This is a genomic window from Vicinamibacterales bacterium (assembly GCA_036496585.1).
In the GTDB taxonomy this organism is placed as follows: domain Bacteria; phylum Acidobacteriota; class Vicinamibacteria; order Vicinamibacterales; family 2-12-FULL-66-21; genus JAICSD01.
Map to the genome: position 1 here is coordinate 20664 of DASXLB010000003.1, position 17778 is coordinate 38441.

The following is a 17778-nucleotide window of genomic DNA, read 5'->3' on the forward strand; positions in this document are numbered from 1 at the left end:
GGCGCCCCCTCCACGGAGATCACTCCTTTTTCAACGTGCGATACACTTCGCCGGTATCCATGAAGCTTCTGCTCTCGGCTCTGGCCCTCGGCGTCGCGGCGCTCGCCGGGCCGACGCAGGCAGGATCGGGCGACGTCCTCGTCCGTATCGAGACGCCCCTCGGCAACATTGATGTCGCGGTCGACCCCGTCCACGCGCCCCTCACGGCCGCGAACTTCCTGAGATACGTGGATGCAAAGCTGTACGACGGTGGCCGCTTCCATCGGGCGACGCGACCCGACGACTACGTTCCGCAGCCCGAGCGTCCGCCGATGCAGATCGTCCAGGCAGGCATCAACCCCGTCCGTCGATCCGAGGGTTTCCCGCCCGTCCCACTCGAACGGACCACGGCGACGGGGCTGAAGCACGTCAGCGGCGTCATCTCGATGGCGCGCACCTCCGCCGCCGACTCGGCGACCTCGGACTTCTTCATCTGTCTCGACGACGAGCCGGCACTCGACTTCGGCAGCAAGCGCTACGAAGACGGACAGGGCTTCGCCGCGTTTGGCCGCGTGACCGCCGGCATGGACGTCGTGCGCCGCATCCAGCAGCAGCCCGTCAACACGCAGGCCGACACGGCTGCCGGACGGCAGTCGCTGATGCCACCGGTCGCGATTGCGCGCATCGCGCGGATTCAAGCGGATTCAAAAGGAGCACGTCAGCCATGAAGCGCTTCCGCCTCACCGTCGTCGCGCTCGGCATCTTCGCCGGCGTGGCGGCGCATGCCGTCGAACCGCCAGCCCAGGCGCGGCACGTGCCGACGATGGCGCAATTCATGACCTTCGCGTTTCCGCAGGAACTGGTCGCCGCGAAGAAGGCGGAACGCGTGGCGTGGATCGCCAACGACAAAGGGCTGCGCAACGTGTTCACCGCGTCGGCACCGGACTTCAAGCCCGTTCGCGTCACCCAGTATCTGAGCGACGACGGCGTCGACACGACCCAGTTGTCGATCTCGGATGACGGGACGACGGTCACGTTTACCCGCGGCGCCGACCGCAACCGCGACGGCTGGGTGGCGAGCCCGGAGGCCGATCCCAATGGCGTCGAGCGGGCGATCTGGGCGGCGAAGACGACCGTCCCCGGCGCGTCGTGGCGACTCGCCGAAGGCAGCGAGGGCACGCTGTCGCCGGATGGCCGATACATCGCCTACGTCAGGGACGGGCAGATCTATCGCGTCTCGACGGCGCAGGGGCCGCGGACGAACGATTACGACAAGGGTTCGAAGCCGTACGTAAAAATCTGGGGCGCCAACGGCAACCCGGTGTGGTCGCCCGACGGGCGTCGGCTGGCGTTCGTCAGCCGCCGCACGGATCACAGCTTCATCGCGGTCTACGATCTGGCGGCGCGCCAGGTCACGTACCTCTCGCCGAGCGTCGATTTCGACACGAGTCCCACCTGGTCGGCCGACGGCAAACGGATCGCCTTCATCCGCCGGCCAGGCACGCCGTTCGCGCTGCAGTCGCAGCCCGGCGGCGGCGGCCTCGGCAATCCCGCGGGCCCCGCGTTTAATCCGCAGGCCGGGGCACAGGGGCGTGGCGGCGCGGGTCGCGGTGGTGCGAACGGAAACCCCGACGCAGTGGCAGGACGCGGCGCCCGCGGTGGCGAGGCGGCCGGTGGACAGCCGTCGAATGCGCCGCCTCCTCGGCCGGGCCTGACGAGCGCCACGTTCAGTGGTGGCTATACGCTCGCCTTCTGGGTGGCCGACGCCGCCAGCGGCGATGCGCAGGAGTTCTGGCACAACGCGGCAAACGACAAGGTCTTCACCACGATCAACACGATCGCGTGGAGAGGCGACCGCGTCGTCTTCCAGCTCGAGCCGGAGGAATGGACGCGCTTCTACTCCGTGGCGGTGACGGGCGACGGCCCCGTTCACAACACCGGTCCGAACAGCCGAACGGACGTGTTCATGCCTGCAACGCCGCCGCTGAAGGCGGCGGAGCCGACGAGTCTGACGCCGCAGAGCGGACAGATCGAATCGTTTTCGTTTTCTCCGGATGGCGGCTTTCTCTACTACGGCACCAACGCCACCGACATCGAGCATCGACATATCTGGCGCGTGCCCGTGGCGGGAGGTACGCCCGAGCAGCTGACCCGCGGGGACGCGATCGAACACGATCCGGTCGTGCTGCCATCCGGCAAAATCGCAGTGCTCAGCGCCGACTGGAACCGGCCGCAATCGGTGGCGATCTTTCCTGCCGCGGAGCCGCAGCCGATGGAGGCGTCGGCACAGCGGGTGCTCTATCCCGTGTTGCCCAAGGCCTTCCCCACCGAGGCGCACGTGAAGCCGGAGACTGTCATCACCAAGGCGGCCGACGGGATGGAGATCCACAACCAGCTGTTCCTGCCGAAGGACCTGCGTCCAGGCGAGCGGCGGCCGGCGATCGTCTTCGTGCACGGCGGGCCGGTGCGGCAGATGCTGCCGGCCTACCACTACATGGAGGTCTATCACCTCTTCTACGCCGTCAATCAGTGGCTGGCGAGCCAGGGCTACGTCGTGCTGTCGGTGAACTACCGCGGCGGGGTCGGCTACGGAAAATCGTTCCGCACCGCCCCGAATACGAACCTGCGCGGCAACTCGGAGTATCAGGACGTCGTCGCGGGCGGCAAGTATCTCCAGGGGCGGCCCGACGTAGACCCGAAGCGGGTCGGCATCTGGGGTCTGTCGTATGGCGGGCTCCTGACGTCTCAGGCGCTGGCTCGCAATTCGGACATGTTCATCGCTGGAGTCGACCTGGCCGGCGTCCATCTCTACGGCAGCAGCGTCGATCCTGAGAATCTCGCCTACAAGTCGTCGTCGATCTCCGAGATCGATCACTGGACGTCGCCCGTCCTGGTGATTCAGGGAGACGACGATCGCAACGTCAATTTCGCGCAGAGTGTCGGCCTGGTGCAGCTGCTGCGCGCGCACGACGTTCCCTACGAGCTGTTCGTGATGCCCGATGACACGCACGAGACGCTACTCTACAGACGGTGGATTCCGATCTGGGATCGGATGGAGGCGTTCCTGAACAAGTACCTCAAGAAGGACGAGCCGATCTCGACGCAGCCGCTGCAGAAGTGACGGCGATCGATGTCCGGTCGCCGATGGCCGCTGTAACACGCCGCCTGCCGATCCTGCTCGTCTGCGCGGCCGCGGCCTGCAGCGTGTTCGACAGCCGCGGCTTCTCCGTGGTCCCGAACGCGGACCGCAATATCCTACTGGTGACGATCGACACCTTGCGCGCGGACGCGCTTGGGTCGTACGGCGGCGCGGCCGCCACTCCAAGCCTGGACGCACTTGCCGCGCATGGCGCCCGTTTCACGTTTGCGCATGCGCACGCGGTCGTGACGCTCGTGTCGCACGCGAGCATCCTGACCGGCCGTTATCCGTATCAGCATGGCATCCGCGACAACACCGGCTACCGGCTGCGGCCGGAGGACGCCACCGCGGCGACGCTGCTGAAGGCGCGCGGGTTCGCCACCGGTGCGTTCGTCGGCGGCTTTCCGCTCGATCGACGGTTCGGCCTGACACCGGGCTTCGATGTCTACGACGACACGATGACCCGCCCCGGCGCGCCCGGGGAACCGGCCGAGCGCGAGCGGCCCGCCGACGCGGTCGTGAAATCAGCGCTCGATTGGATCGGGGGACGGCCTGGCAAATGGTTCGCGTGGGTGCACGTCTACGATCCACACGAGCCGTACCAACCGCCAGGCGAATTCGCGACGCGCTTTGCGGCCAACCCGTACCTCGGCGAGGTGTCGTGGACCGACGCCGCGCTCGCGCCGCTCTTCGATCGTCTTCGCGGCCTGTCCCGCCCCACCCTGGTCGTCGTCACCGGCGACCATGGTGAGAGCCTGGGCGAACACGGCGAGCGCACGCACAGCCTGTTTGCCTACGAGCCGACGCTGCACGTTCCCTTGCTCGTCGCCGAGGTCGGCGGCAGCGTGGCGGCCGATCGCCGGGGTGTGGTCATCGACACGCCGGTGAGACACATCGATCTGCTGCCGACGCTGCTCGCCTCTGCCGGCGCGCCCGCGGCAGGATCCGGCACGTCGCTGCTCGACACCATCACGGCCGGCCGCGGCGAGGAGCGGCCGTCGTATTTCGAGGCGATGAGCGCGGCCGTGACGCGCGGGTGGGCGCCGCTCCGAGGCGTGCTGGTCGGCCGCGAGAAGTACATCGACTTGCCCATCGTCGAGCTCTACGACCTCGCCGCCGATCCGGCCGAACACTCGAACCTCGCCGCTTCGCGCGGCGACCGGCTGCGCGTGATGGGGGAAACGCTCAAGCAATTCAGCGTCACGCCGCCGGCCCGTGCGCAGACGGAGACGGCCGAGACGATCGAGCGCCTGCGGTCCCTGGGCTACATCGGCGGCGGATCGGCGGCGGTGAAAGAGCGCTACACCGACGCCGACGACCCGAAGCGGCTGGTCGAGATCGAGCAGATGCTGACGCAGGCGAACGACGCGCTCAGCGCCGGCCGCGCGCAGCAGGCCGCCGACATCTATCGCGCGATCATCAACAGACGTCCCGACACCGAGGACGCGTATCGCAAGCTGGCGCTGGTGCAGTGGCGCGCCGGCCGCGCCGACGAGGCGATCGCCACGCTGGAATTGGCGCTGCGCAACGGCGTCACGCAGAGCGAGGTGCGGATCCGCCTCGGCCAGTATCTCGCCGAGGCCGGACGGCCAACCCAGGCGATCGCACTCCTGAAGGACACCGCCGGCGCTGACTTCGATGCGCTCACGGCGCTCGGCAACGCCTACGTAATGGCGGGCCGCCTCGGCGAGGCGTCGGCGATCTTCCGCCGGCTGCTCGCGGCGGATCCGGCAAACGCGCTTGCGTGGGAGAACCTCGGTACGGCGCAATTGCAGGCGGGAGACGCGCCGGGCGCCGAGGTGTCGCTCCGTCGCGCGATCGAACTGGATCCCTCGCTCGCCGCCGCTTACACGGCACTCGGTGTGGTGCTCGCCAATACCGGGCGGGCGTCCGCGGCGATCGACGCGTGGACCAAAGCCCTCACGCTCGATCCCGACGACCGGAACGCCGCCGACAACCTCAAGCGCGTGCGCGGCCGCTAGGTCCATGCGACAGCGCGAGCCTCGCCCGGTGACACAGGTGGGGCCGCGCCAGTGGTGGCCGCATCTGCTCATCGTGGTTGCGCTCGCCGGTGTCTACGTCAACAGCCTGCGCGGTCCGCTCATCTTCGACGACCGCGCCACGATCATCGACAACGCCACGATCGAGCACCTGAACAGTGGTCGAGTGCTCCAGCCGCCACGCGAGACATCGGTGGCCGGTCGTCCGGTCGCCAATCTGTCGTTCGCGATCAATTACGCGATCGGCGGGCGCGAGGTGGGCGGCTACCACGCCGTCAACGTCGCGATCCACGTGCTGTGCACGCTGCTGATCCTGGCCATCTTCCGAGGGGTGACGTCGCTGGAGACGGCGCTGGCGGTCGCGCTCCTCTGGGGCGTTCATCCGCTCAACAGCGAAGCCGTCGACTACCTGACCGAGCGCACCGAATCGCTGATGGCCCTGTTCTACCTGACCACGATCTACTGCGCCGCTCGCGCGGCGCGGCGCAACGCGAACGTGGCCTGGTGGACCGTCGCAGCGATCGTCGCCTGCGGTCTGGGCATGGCCACCAAGGAATCGATGGTGACCGCGCCGCTCGTCGTTGTTGCGTACGACAGGGTGTTCCTGTTCCCCTCCTTCAGGGAAGCGTTGCGGCGGCGCGTCTGGCTCTATGCGGGGCTTGCGCTCACCTGGCTGCTGCTCGCCGCGCTCCTCTGGCAAGCCCCGCGCGGCCTGTCGGCGGGTTTCTCGGCGCCCGACGGCGACGCCTGGACCTACCTGCTTAATGAAGCGGTGATGATCGTCAGATACCTCCGGCTGGCGGTGTGGCCGAGCAGCCTGGTGCTGTATTACGGCTGGCCGCGGCCCCTGTCGGTCGCGGACGTGCTGCCACAACTCATCGCGATCGCGATCATGATGGCTGGCGCGGCGTGGGCCTGGCGGCGATGGCCTCGAGCGGGGTTCCTCGGCGTGGTTTTCTTTCTCACGCTCGCGCCGACGTCCAGCATTGTGCCGATCGCGACCGAGGTCGGCGCCGAGCGGCGGATGTACCTGCCGCTCATCGCGGTCGTCACGCTCATGGTGATGGCGTTTCGCCGATTGGTACCGTCGCCGCGCTGGCGGGTGACCGCGCTCGTGGCCGCCGCAACGCTCCTGGCTGCTGCGACCATCTCGCGCAACGCCGAGTACCGCTCCAGCCTTCGCCTCGCCGAGACGGCGGCGCAGCGCTGGCCCAGTCCGGCGGCAGACTCGATGCTCGGCGTGGAACTCGCCGCCGCCGGACGACTGACGGAGGCGGAAGCCCGGCTGCGTGCGGCCGCCTCCGCATATCCACCGGCGCGCTACTACCTCGGCACGGTCCTCGTGGCGCAGAACCGGCCCGCCGAAGCCGTCGAGCCGCTGCGCGCGTACATCGCCAGTCAGCCTCCCCAACTGGACCAGGTCCGGCTCGCGCGCAGGCAGCTCGCGGCGGCGCTCGTGAAGGCGGGCCGGGAGGAAGACGCGGCGTTGGCGTATCGCGCGGCACTGGCCGCCGATCCCGGAGACGCCGAGGCGATGGTGCAGCTCGCGCAGATCCTGCTGCGGCAGGGGCGTTTCGTCGAGGCCGTCCCACTCCTGCGCGACCTGACCGTGCGCCGGCCGGAAGACGCCTGGGTGTTCGGCGGGCTCGGGATCGCGTTGGCGTCGACGGGCCGCATCGACGAGGCAATCGACGCCTTCCGGCGGCAGCTGGATCTCGACCCCTCGAATGGCCACGCGCAGCAGAATCTGGCGCGGGCCAGGTCGATGCGGGGCAGGTAGGACGAGGGTACAATCCGCTCCACGGAGGAGAACCTGTCATGCGCGTGACTGTGCTGGCCCTGTGCGGCCTGGCGTGCCTTCAGGCGCAGCAGGGGCGTACCCCCACGTTCAAGTCCACCACCGAGCTGGTCGAGGTCGACGCCATCGTCCTCGATCGCAACGGCAATTTCGTTCGCGATCTGACCCCGGAGCAGGTGACGATCTACGAAAACGGCAAACCGCAGCAGATCCAGCAGTTCTTCATGGTGACGCGCGACGCGGCGACTGGCGACGCCGCGGTTCCGAGCGAGTACAGCGCCCTCGCCGAGTCTGGCGCGCACCGGATCTTCGTCATGATGTTCGACGAAGCGCATCTCTCGAACGACGCGCTGATGCGCGTCAAGGACGGCGCCGCGGCTTTCCTGCGCGACATGTTCGCGCCCGGCGACGCGGGCGGCGTTTTTTTGAACGGCGGGATGTACAGAGGCCGCCTCACGGTCGACCGCGGCGAGCTGCTCGGCGGGATCCGCGCGGTGCAGCCCGCGTTCGAGAACCGCCAGGCGATCCAGGCGCCTTTCCGGCAATGGCCGCGCATCAACAGCGAGGTCGAAGCCATGCAGATCGCCGACGGGTCGCGCGAGGTCGTCGAACGCCTCGGCCAGAAGGCGTGCTCGGACGATCCGTCGGCCTGCCAGAGCGAAGGCGGCATCGGCAACGTCGAGAACATGATCCAGCAGAAGGGGCGCCTCTACGTTCGCCAGGCGAGGATGATGACGGATCGGACCCTGCAGGGTCTGGAGCGCGTCGCCAGCGGCCTGGCGCGCATTCCCGGCCGCAAGACGGTCATCCTGATGACCGAAGGGTTCTACGTCGAAGAGAGCCGCTCGCAGCTGCAGATGCTGGCCGCGCAGGCGGCGCGCAGCGGCGTGACGATCTACTCCATCGACGGACGCGGCCTGATCAACGGCATGAGCGTCAACCCCGACGTGACGATGATGGAGCGCTCGCGGGTCACGAGCTTCGACACCGGCGAGGATGGGCCGACGATCCTGACCGAGGGGACCGGCGGGCTGATGATCCGCAAGATCGACGACATCACCCACGCGTTCGCGATGATCGTCAAGGATACGAGCACCTACTACATCATCGGCTACCAGCCCACCAACGCCACGATGGACGGCAAGGTCCGCAAGATCGAGGTCAAGACCAGCGTGCCGGGTACGCGCGTCCGCGCCCGCAGGAGCTATGCGGCCACCAAGCTGCCGCCACAGCAAGCGATCTGGGGGTTCACGAAATGATCGGGTGATTTCGGGATCGGACGTTCGGGTGATCGGCGGAAAAAGGGGCCCACGGGTGGAAACCCGGAGCCCCTTTTTCCGTCTCGGATAGAACGCGGTTAGAACTGGATCGACGCGCCGAAGCGGAATACCCGCGGCGGCACGATCGAGGCCGGCTGCGTGAAACCCGAACTGCTCTGGTTGTTGCTGACGAAGCTCTGGATGCCGTTGATGTTGAACATGTTGAATCCATCCAGCATCAGCTTCAACCGCTCCTTGCCGCCGCGGAGCTTCACGACCTTCTGCACGCTGAGATCAAGCAGCGGAGTGGCGTCGAAGCGCACCGCGTCGACCGATTGGACGATCAGTGAGCTGTAGTTGATCGTGCCGGTGGTGCCGCCTGGCACCTGGCCCGGCCCGTTGATGGCGATCGTGCGGGTCGCCCCCTGGTTCCAGTTGAAGTTGCCGGACAGGTTGATGTCCCACGGGAAGGTATAGCTCCCCTGCGCCTTGACCAGATACTTCGCGATCGTACTGAGGCCGTTGGTCAGGTCGAAGGAGGTACCCACTCCGGTACTGCTCGGCGCCGTCGGATTGAGGTAGGTCGCCGTTCCGTACGGGAAGTACTGCGGGTTGTCCTGCACGGTGATGCCGACCGCACCCTGCCAGTTGTGGCTGTAGCGCTTGCTCATCGTGAAATCGACGCCCTTGTAGATCTGATAGTTCGGGTTGGTCAGCGTCGTCGTGCCGAGTCCCGAGGGACGCGAGCAGCCGTCGCAGACGTAGTAGTACTGCGCGCTCAGGCCCGTCACGGGATCGATGTAGGTGGCGGGCAGGTAGAGCGCGCGCAGCGCGTCGTAGCCCGGACCCGGGGTGAAGCCGACGGTGTAGTTGGCGGTGCCACGATCGTACTTGCGGTAGATGAAGTCGACGCCGACGGCCAGATTCGAGATGAGCTCGTGCTGGAGGCCGACCACGGCTTCACGAGTGCGGCCGATCTTGGCGCTCGGGTCGACGGTGTTCCCTGCCGGCACCAGCACGCCGTTGACGAAGCGCGAGCTGCTCGGCGACGGTGTGCCGGTCAGCTCGTTTACCTGCACGACGCCGTCGAGATTGAGGTCCTGCCAGCAGCTCGTCCCGGTACACGCGCCGGAGGACGTGTTGGGTCCCCAGGTGAGCGACGCCGCGCCGAGGCCGCTGAGCGCGTTCGCCAGCGTGATGCGGGTGTCGTAGTAATACGCCACGTTGCCGTGGATCTGCGTCTTGCCGTCGCCGAACAGGTCGCGGGTGACCGAGACGCGCGGCGACCAGTTGCCAAACGACTGGATCGCGCTGCCGGTCGTCGTGTCGACCCCGGTCGCGGTCTCGCACTGCGACGGAATCAGGTCCGGCCGCAGGGCGTTGCCCGGCACGCAGCCGCCGAGGTATTTCGACTGCTGCCAGTCGTAGCGAAGGCCGCCGTTGATGCGCCACTGGCCGCGGCTGTAGCTGTCCTGGAGGTAGCCGTCGTAGGTCCACCAGTTGTTGTTGATCAGGCGGTCGCGGTAGAGCACGGCCTGGTAGCCGACCACGCCGGTCGCCGACCCGGGGGCGACGTAGCTGCCGTCGCCGCAATTGCTGGAACTGTTGCCGGCGCATTCGACCGTCGCGCGCGCGCCGCCGCTGTAGTGGGAGAAGGTCAGGATCGGGTTGCGGCGCCAGCCGAGGCCGAACTTCAGCGAGTGATCGCCGCCGAGCGTATGGCTCATGAAGTAGGTGCCGTCGCTCTTGACCTCCCAGGACGGGCGCGATGTCTGGTAGGTCGCCTGCAGCGACCGGCTCTGGACGCTGGACGTGCGGTTGGTCAGCTGCTGGATGTTCCACAGGCAGCTGGAGTCGCGGGAATACAGCTGGTCGGACCCGGTGTAGCGGCTCTGACCGCAGTTGCCCTGCGGGGCCACGTCCTGGTAATCGAGGAAGAAGCCGCCGAGCACGTACGTCACCTGGTTGTTGAACACCAGCTTGTCGGAGGCGACGTAGGTGTGGGTAATCGAGTGCGTCGGCAGCGGGAAGCTCCACGGCGCATCAGACGTTTGCTGGGTCGACGCTTCCTTCTGGACCGTCGCGCTCGAGCCACGCGCATTGCGGTACTTGTTGTCGCTCGAGAACAGGTACTGGAACTTGTTCGAGGCGTTCAACTGGTAGTTGAACTTCCACTGCAGGTCCTTGATCACCGTCTTGTCGTTGCTCAGGCACTTCTGGACGTCGGCCAGCTTGTCGTAGGTCACGAGTCCCTTCAGCGCGTTCGATCCAGCCTTCTGCGCCGCAATCAGCGAGTTGCAGAACTGTCCCTGCGAGCCGTCGAAGAAGTTGACGATGCCGACGTTGATGTCCTGCTTATCGGCTGCGCCCCAGAACCACAGCCGGTTCTTCATGATCGGCCCGCCGAACTCGGCCGAGTAGTTGGAGATGCTATGGATCGGATTGCCCGACAGGAACCCGTTCTGGCCGGTGTTGAACAGGTCCTCGGTGACGTTGTTCCCCTGGGTCGCGTCGTTCTCGTAGGTGGCGACGCCCGACCCCTTGAACACGTTACTCCCGCTCTTGGTCACGAGGTTGATCGACAGTCCGGACGACTGGACGGTCACGTCGCCGCCGCCGTTGGTCACCTGGATCTCGGAAAAGGAGTCGAAGTTGAAATACGACGGCGAGGAGTTCGACGACAGGTCAGTGATCGAGCCTCCCTCGAGGTTCCACTGCACGTTCGACTGCGTGCCTCGCGAGGCAAGGCTGACCTGCTGACCCGACGACGACCCGCCGACGTTGAGGCCGGCTTGCACGCCCGGCGTCATGTTGATGACCTGCCACGGATCGCGCGCGGTCGGGATCTTCTCGAGAACCTCCGATGTAAACGTCTGGCTCGTCGAGGATTTCTTGGTATCGACCACCGGCGACACCGCCGAGATCGTCACCTCTTCCGACATCTGGCCGATCTCGAGCCTCTGATCGATCTGGGCGTTGAAGCCCGTCGAAATCACGACCTTGTCGCGAACCGACTTCTTGAAGCTCGCCAGCTCGAACGTCACGCTATAGGTGCCGATCGGAACGCTCGCGAACTGGTAAGTGCCGTTCTCGCTGGTGACGCCCACCAGCGGCTGTTGAAGCCCCGTTCCGGCAATCGTCACGGTGACACCCGGCAGCACACCGCCGGAGGGATCCGTAACCTTGCCGAAAATGGAGCCGAATGCCTGTGCATGCGCAGGCGACGCCCACGCTGCGAGCATTCCTGCGCACAACAGGAATGCTCGTAAGCCACGAATCATCATTCCGTCCTCCTGACCCCGCGAACCCGGAAATCTGGACCCCGAAGGAACCCGCAACGATGTGACCGACGTACTGGACCCGACCCGGATGCGCGCCATGCTATTCGCGCGGCCCCACTACGTCAAAGTATTTCTGGTGATGCATGGCATGAGCGGAAATGGAACAGCCGGTCGCTCGAAGCCGCGTGGACTGCGGTAGTCTGACCGCCCACTGACACCACCAAGGTCGCTGCTGCTATGAACGCATCTCGCGCGCGACGATCGGTTCAGCCGGCCGATCCGACTCGTCAGGGATGGACCGCCCGGTGGTGGATCCTCGTGCCGCTCGTCGCCGCCGTCGTTCTGAAGGCCGCGGTCCTGACGCAGCTCGCCGGCCATCCGCTGCTCGCGCCCGACGCCGGGCTGGACACGACTGCGTATGTGCAACTCGCGCGGCAGGTGCTCGATGGCCATCCAGGTTTGGGACCCGGCCTGTACTACGTCTCCCCCTTCTACATCTACTTCCTGGCGGCGATCCTGGGCGTCTCTCACTCATTCCTGGCCGTCCGGATCGTCCAGGTGGCGATGGGAACGGCGGCCGTCGGGCTCGTCTGCCTGCTGGCGCGCCAGTGGTTCGGCGAACGCGCCGCGCTGGCGGCAGGAGTGCTGGCGGCGTTCACCGGCCTGTTCACGTTCTACGAGGTGCTGATCCTGCAATCGTCGGTGGACGTCTTTTTCACCGCCGCGGCGCTCTGGTGCGTCGCCCTGGGCGTGTCATCCCGCGATCGCGCGGGCGTTCGTCTGCTCCCGATCTTCGGCGCCGGTCTGCTGTGGGGCGTCGAGACCCTGAACCGGCCGAATGTGCTCCTGGCCGCGGTGGCGCTGGCCGTGGTGATGTGGATCGCGCTTCGCCGTATCAAGTTCCCCTTGGCGCTCGCCGCCGGTCTGCTGCTCGGCATGGCGCCGGTCGCCATCAGGAACGTGGTCGTGACTCGCGAATGGACGCTCGTGTCGTCGCACGGCGGCCTGAACTTCTATATCGGCAACAACGCCGACGCGACCGGGTTCTACCGTCCGGTGCCTGGCGTCCGGCCGGCCATCGTGGGCCAGGAGATCGACACGCGCCGCCTCGCTACAGAGGCGCTCGGTCACCCGGCCACCGACGCCGAGGTATCGAGCTATTTCTTCCAGCTGGCCTGGACCTGGATCCGCGCGCACCCGCTGGATGCGGCGCTGCTCTTCGCGAAGAAGTTCGCGTTCGCCTTCCATGCCGCGCACCTCGCCCTTCCCCTCAGCTACGCCTTCTTTGCGTACGACACGCCGGGGTGGCTGCGTTTTCTCTTCGTCGGACCGTGGCTGCTGGTGCCGCTCGGGATCACTGGAGCGGTGTGGCGGCTCGCGAGATCGCCGACGCCCGACGCCGGGTTCGAAGTCTCGCGGCCCGGGTTCGTGATCTGGCTGTCATTCGTCCCGCTCTATGGCGCGGCCGTGGCGTTCTTCTTCGTGGCAGATCGGTATCGGCTGCCGTTGCTCGTGCCACTCTGCGTCTGCGCCGGAGGCGGCCTCGATCTCGGGATCGAGGCCGCCCGCCAGCGTGACGTGCGGCGGTTGGCGTATGCGACGGCCGCACTGGCGGCGGCCTTCATCGTCGTCAACTGGCCGACGCGCTGGCTTGACGACGGCCGGTGGACCGACGGGCTGCGTACCGCCGAGCGGCTGGTGATCGCGCAGCGCGATGACGAGGCGGAGCGATGGGCCGCGTGGCTCGACACGCACAATCCACCGCACGCCGGCGCCGGACAGCTCGGGGTCGCACAGCAGTGGATGGCGCTCCAGCAGTATCAGCGAGCCTTGCCGTATCTGCAGCGGGCCGAACGCGCCGACCCCGCCGAACCGCACGCTCAATACGCGCTGGGTCAGGCGCTGCTGAAACTCGGGCGCGCACCCGACGCCCTCGTGCACCTGCAGCGCGGCTTCGAAGCCGGCATCGAATTGCCCGGCGGCGGAGACGACTACGCGCAGGCGCTCGTCGACACGGGTGACCTTGCCGGAGCCGCCGCGGCGCTCCGCCGCATCCACCCGGCCGCGTCGGCTGACGCTGAAGTCTGGCTCCGCCTCGGACGCCTCGCCATGGAAGCGAGAGTCCCCGATGTCGCCGAGCCGTTCTTCCGGCAAGCCGTGGCGATGCAGCCGGAGGCTGCGGCCGCGCGCCAGCAGTATGGCCTCGCGCTCCTCGTGCTCGACCGGTTCGAGGACGCGGCGCGCGAGCTCGGCGCCGCCGCACGCGTCAACCCGGCGGACGCCGACACGCTGTCCCGCCTCGCCTACGCCGAGTACCGGCTCGGCCGGCTCGACGACGCACGCCGGCACGCGCGGGCGACGCTGGCGATCGACCCGAACGATCGTCTTGCACGGGAATTGACGGCGGCGATGGCGAATCGAGCGAAGTAAACACTTCTGGAATGGGCCGTGGGATTGGATATACTCCGCGGCCGGAGGATTCCCATGAGTTCGCGCTCCCGGCTGCTCCTTCCTTTGGTGATCGTCCTCATCGCGCCCGCGCTCACCGCGTTCCAGGGCGGGCTGAAGAAATCGCTGTTCGTTACCGTGCTCGACGAAAACGGCCGTCCGGCGCGCGAGTTCACGGCCAACGACGTACTGGTCCAGGAGGACGGTCAGGACCGCCCCGTCGTCGAGGTGAAGCCGGCGAGCCAGCCGATCTCGGTTGCGTTCCTGGTCGACACGGCGCAGGGATCGCGCGTGACCGACCACTACGGCACGCCCGAGGAGTACGTTCGTGACTTGCGCGTCGCCACCAGCGCCTTCGCCCACCAGCTCGAGACGCTGAGTCCCGACGCCCAGATCACGCTGATGGAGTTCGGCCAGGCGGCGGTCACGATTGTCAAGTACACGTTTGACCTGGCGGAATTCGACAAAGGGGTCAACAAGATCGTGTCGCGGGCCGGCGTCGGCTCCGTGCTCGGGGAGGCGCTCGCGGCGGCGAACACGGAGTTGAGCGCCCGCCCGAACGCGCGCCGCGCCATCGTGTCGGTCAATCTCGAGCCGAGCGACGAACAGAGCTTCGAGAACGCCAACCCAATCAAGGACGCCTTCCGCAAATCGGGGGCGCAGCTGTGGGCGCTCTCGGTGCATCGCGGCGACCTGAAGAACGCCGGGCGCGACGTCGTGCTCAACGATTTCGCCAGACTCTCGGGCGGCCAGCGCGATTTCATCGTCGACATCTCCGCGATGGAGAACATCCTCAAGGCTTATGCCAACGCGCTCGCCATGCAGTACGAGATCGTCTACACGCGTCCCGAGAACGCCAAAAACGTGAAAGCGGTGCGGGTCGGGACAGCGCCCGAGCGGAAACTCAAAGTGCACGCGAGCGGCTTCGCGCCGCAGTAGACCCGCGGACAACCGGTTCTGGAAAGCGAGCTGGGATCTCGGCTATTTCGCGGATAGGTACGCGAGCGCCTGGCGCGCGGGCTCGTACGAGGGGTCGATCGACAACGCGGTTTCGAGGTGGTGGCGCGCCTCGCCTGCCATCCCCTGGCGGATCAGCAGCAGCGCGATGTTGAGGTGAGCGCTCGGCAGCGGTTTCAGCCGCAGCGCCTCCTCGTATTCCGCCATCGCCTCGCCGGCCTTTCCCTCGATGGCGAGCGCACCGCCGATACCGTTGTGGGCTTCCGCGAGGCGGAAATCCAGCCGCAGCGCGTCCCGGTATTGTGAAATCGCCTCGGCGGGTCTCTGCTGCCGCAGGAGCACCGCGCCGAGTCCCACCCGCGGCTCGGTCGACGCCGGTTCGAGCGCGATCGCCGCCTCGTAGTGTGGAATGGCGTCGGCCAGCGCGCCGGCCGCGGCCAGTGTGTTGGCGAGGTTGTTCTGACCCTCGGCAAACCCGGGACTGAGGCGAACCGCTTCGGCGAATTGCAGGTGCGACTCCTGCTCTCGCCCCTGCTGCTGCAGGACCAGGCCGAGACTGTTGTGGATGATTGACTCGTACCGTGGCGACTGCGCCGGCGCCAGCGTCAGGGCGCGGCGATAGTTCGTTTCGGCGTCGCCAAGCTGTCCACGCTCGCGCTGTGCCTGAGCCAGGTTTTCATAGGCCACATAGTTGCCGTGGGTCACCGCAGTGGCATGCAGCCAGAGGGTGCTGCTGTCCGACCAGGTCGCGGCCTGTGCCCGGGCCGTCCACGCCCCCGCCGCGATGATCGCGACGGCCATCGCGCCCATCGCGCGCGGCGGCAGCGCGAGGCGTCGCTGCAGATCCCGTCCGCCCCACGCCGCGATCACGAACAGACCGACGATGGGCATGTAGACGAACCGATCGGCGCGCGCCTGCTCGCCGGCTTGCATCAGGCCGATGACCGGCGCGATGGTGATCAAATACCAGAGCCAGCCGACGACGAGATAGGGACGACTGCGGCGAAGTGCCCAGGCGGCGACGGTGACGGCGATCAGGATCGCCGAGGCGGCCGCCGCCTGCCAGCCGGCAATCTCGCGCAGCGGGTAGAACGCGGCGAGGTGGGCGGGCCAGACGGCTGCGCCGAGATACCCAACGCAGCCGACCAGCGCGGTCGCCATCCGGCGCGGCAACGGCAGGGCAGTCAATCCCGCGACGGCGCCGACGTTCGTCTGGACGATGACCGTCGCGACGGCTGTGGCGGCCGCCATCGCCAGCAACGGGATCTTCTCCAGCACACAATGCGCGAGCGACGTCATGCCGGAAGTGGCCGGCGTGTCGGGACCACCGCCGAATCGACGCAATGGCCATCGATCCAGCAGCAGGAGCACGAACGGCAGCGTCACCACCATCGGCTTCGACATCAGCGCCAGAGCATAGGCGCCGGCCACGGCCAGGAAGCGTTGAGCCGACCTCCGCTCGCAGTAGCGGATGTAGGCCCAGATCGTGAGAATCAGGAAGAAGCTGCTCAGCACGTCCTTCCGCTCTGCCACCCACGCCACCGACTCGACATGCAGAGGGTGGACGGCAAACAACGCGGCGGCGAACGCGCTCGGACCGTCGTCCCCCGTCATCCGGCGCAGCCCCACGAAGAGCAGCAGGGTGTTCGCGAGGTGGAGCGCAAGACTGGTCACGTGGTGCGGTCCGGCGTTCATGCCGTAGAGCGTCACGTCGAGCAGGTGCGACATCCACGTGAGCGGATGCCAGTACGGCGATTGCATGGTCGTCAGCGCCCACCAGAGGGTAGATGTCGAGAGACCCGCCTGGACCTGAGTGTTCCCGGTGACGTAGGCCGGATCGTCCCAGTTGACGAACTCGAAGTACTGCACGCGCCAGTAGACGAACAGCGTCAGGAGTACGAGGACGACCGGTGTGATGCGAGCGAGAACGGCCGGGCTCGACCGCGTCCGTCGAGCTGAAGCGTTCCGACGCTGTCTCGCCACCTCGACATCATCGTCGTGAAACGGCTGTGGTCGCAAGCCGCGGGCACGGCGCATGCAACCATCCACGCAGATGAGTGAGGAGAAGGAGGTCCATTACCCATGAGACGCATTCAGATGACCGTGGCCGCTGCGGCGGCCGTATTCGCGATGACCGCCGGGGCCGCCACGGCCCAGACCGTTCCGCCTGATCGCTTGACCTATGTCACGTTCAGCGGGCCAGTGGCGATTCCCGGCATGACGCTGCCGGCCGGCACCTACGAGTTCAAGCTCCTCGATTCGAATACGGATCGGCACGTCGTGCAGATCTTCAATCGTGAGGGGACGAAGTTGTTCACGACGCTGCTCGCCGTACCAGCGACGCGCCGGGAGCCGAGCGGCGATCCGGTGATCACCTTCAAGGAAACCGCTTCGAATCAGGCCCCCGCGGTGCACTACTGGTATTACGCCGGTGACCTGGCGGGCAACGAGCTCGTCTACCCGAAGAACCAGGCGCAGCTGATCGCCAACGCCTCGGGCGAGTCGGTCATGGCCGTCGACAGCAACGGCAACTCGATCGACGACTGGAAGAGCGGGTCGATGTCCCGAGTGAAGCCGGAAACGACGACCAGCCAGAGCCCGGCGCCAGCGGCGAGCACGACCGCGGCCGATACGTCAGCCGCCAAGCCGGCGGCGACCAGCACGAGCAGCAAGGAAACGGCGACCACAACTGCGCCGGCGCCTGCGCGGCCGGCGCCCACGCCGAGCACGACGACGGCCTCGGCTGATACGACGCCCAAGCCGACGGTCGGCACGAGCGGTCGTCTTCCGAAGACGGCCAGCGAGCTTCCGGCCGTTGCCCTCCTCGGGCTGTTCGCGCTTGGCGCCGCGCTGGCGCTCCGCGCCGCGCGCACCGCGTAGATGCGGGACGCGTCTCAACGCGCTGTCGGGTAAGGGC

10 protein-coding genes are annotated in these 17778 nt (G+C 67.2%); 8 read left to right on the forward strand and 2 right to left on the reverse strand.

Going from position 1 to position 17778, the window contains the following annotated elements:
- Positions 1-59: 59 nt before the first annotated feature.
- From VGI12_00395 to VGI12_00415, 5 genes are read left to right on the forward strand one after another with little or no spacing between them, the layout of a single operon-like run.
- Complete coding sequence (locus VGI12_00395; protein HEY2431098.1) at positions 60-707, forward strand: peptidylprolyl isomerase; 648 nt, start codon at positions 60-62, stop codon at positions 705-707.
- Positions 704-3100, forward strand: a complete 2397-nt coding sequence (locus VGI12_00400; GenBank protein ID HEY2431099.1) for a prolyl oligopeptidase family serine peptidase — start codon at positions 704-706, stop codon at positions 3098-3100. Before VGI12_00395 ends, VGI12_00400 begins: the two co-directional genes overlap by 4 nt.
- Positions 3101-3123: 23 nt before the next feature.
- The gene (locus VGI12_00405) at positions 3124-5100 is read left to right on the forward strand and encodes a sulfatase-like hydrolase/transferase (GenBank protein ID HEY2431100.1); all 1977 of its coding nucleotides are present in this window, start codon (positions 3124-3126) and stop codon (positions 5098-5100) included.
- Between the two features lie 28 nt (positions 5101-5128).
- Positions 5129-6898 carry a tetratricopeptide repeat protein gene (locus VGI12_00410; protein HEY2431101.1) on the forward strand — a complete coding sequence of 590 codons (1770 nt, stop codon included), beginning with the start codon at positions 5129-5131 and terminating at the stop codon, positions 6896-6898.
- A gap of 38 nt (positions 6899-6936) precedes the next feature.
- Positions 6937-8175: a VWA domain-containing protein gene (locus VGI12_00415; GenBank protein ID HEY2431102.1), complete on the forward strand. Its 1239-nt coding sequence runs from the start codon at positions 6937-6939 to the stop codon at positions 8173-8175.
- Between the two features lie 98 nt (positions 8176-8273).
- Here VGI12_00415 and VGI12_00420 read toward each other — a convergent pair whose 3' ends face one another.
- Positions 8274-11417 carry a carboxypeptidase regulatory-like domain-containing protein gene (locus VGI12_00420; GenBank protein HEY2431103.1) on the reverse strand — a complete coding sequence of 1048 codons (3144 nt, stop codon included), beginning with the start codon at positions 11415-11417 and terminating at the stop codon, positions 8274-8276.
- 276 nt (positions 11418-11693) lie between these two features.
- Between VGI12_00420 and VGI12_00425 the strand changes: the two genes are divergently transcribed.
- Both VGI12_00425 and VGI12_00430 read left to right on the forward strand, forming a co-directional pair.
- Entirely contained in the window at positions 11694-13886 is a 2193-nt protein-coding gene (locus VGI12_00425) for a tetratricopeptide repeat protein (GenBank protein HEY2431104.1), read from the forward strand.
- Positions 13887-13940: 54 nt separating this feature from the next.
- A complete protein-coding gene (locus VGI12_00430; protein HEY2431105.1) occupies positions 13941-14843 on the forward strand; it encodes a hypothetical protein in 903 nt (300 codons plus the stop codon).
- Between the two features lie 42 nt (positions 14844-14885).
- On the opposite strand, the gene VGI12_00435 is transcribed toward VGI12_00430, so the two are convergent.
- Positions 14886-16844 carry a tetratricopeptide repeat protein gene (locus VGI12_00435; protein ID HEY2431106.1) on the reverse strand — a complete coding sequence of 653 codons (1959 nt, stop codon included), beginning with the start codon at positions 16842-16844 and terminating at the stop codon, positions 14886-14888.
- Between the two features lie 99 nt (positions 16845-16943).
- Between VGI12_00435 and VGI12_00440 the strand changes: the two genes are divergently transcribed.
- Positions 16944-17741 carry a hypothetical protein gene (locus VGI12_00440; GenBank protein ID HEY2431107.1) on the forward strand — a complete coding sequence of 266 codons (798 nt, stop codon included), beginning with the start codon at positions 16944-16946 and terminating at the stop codon, positions 17739-17741.
- Positions 17742-17778 lie beyond the last annotated feature (37 nt).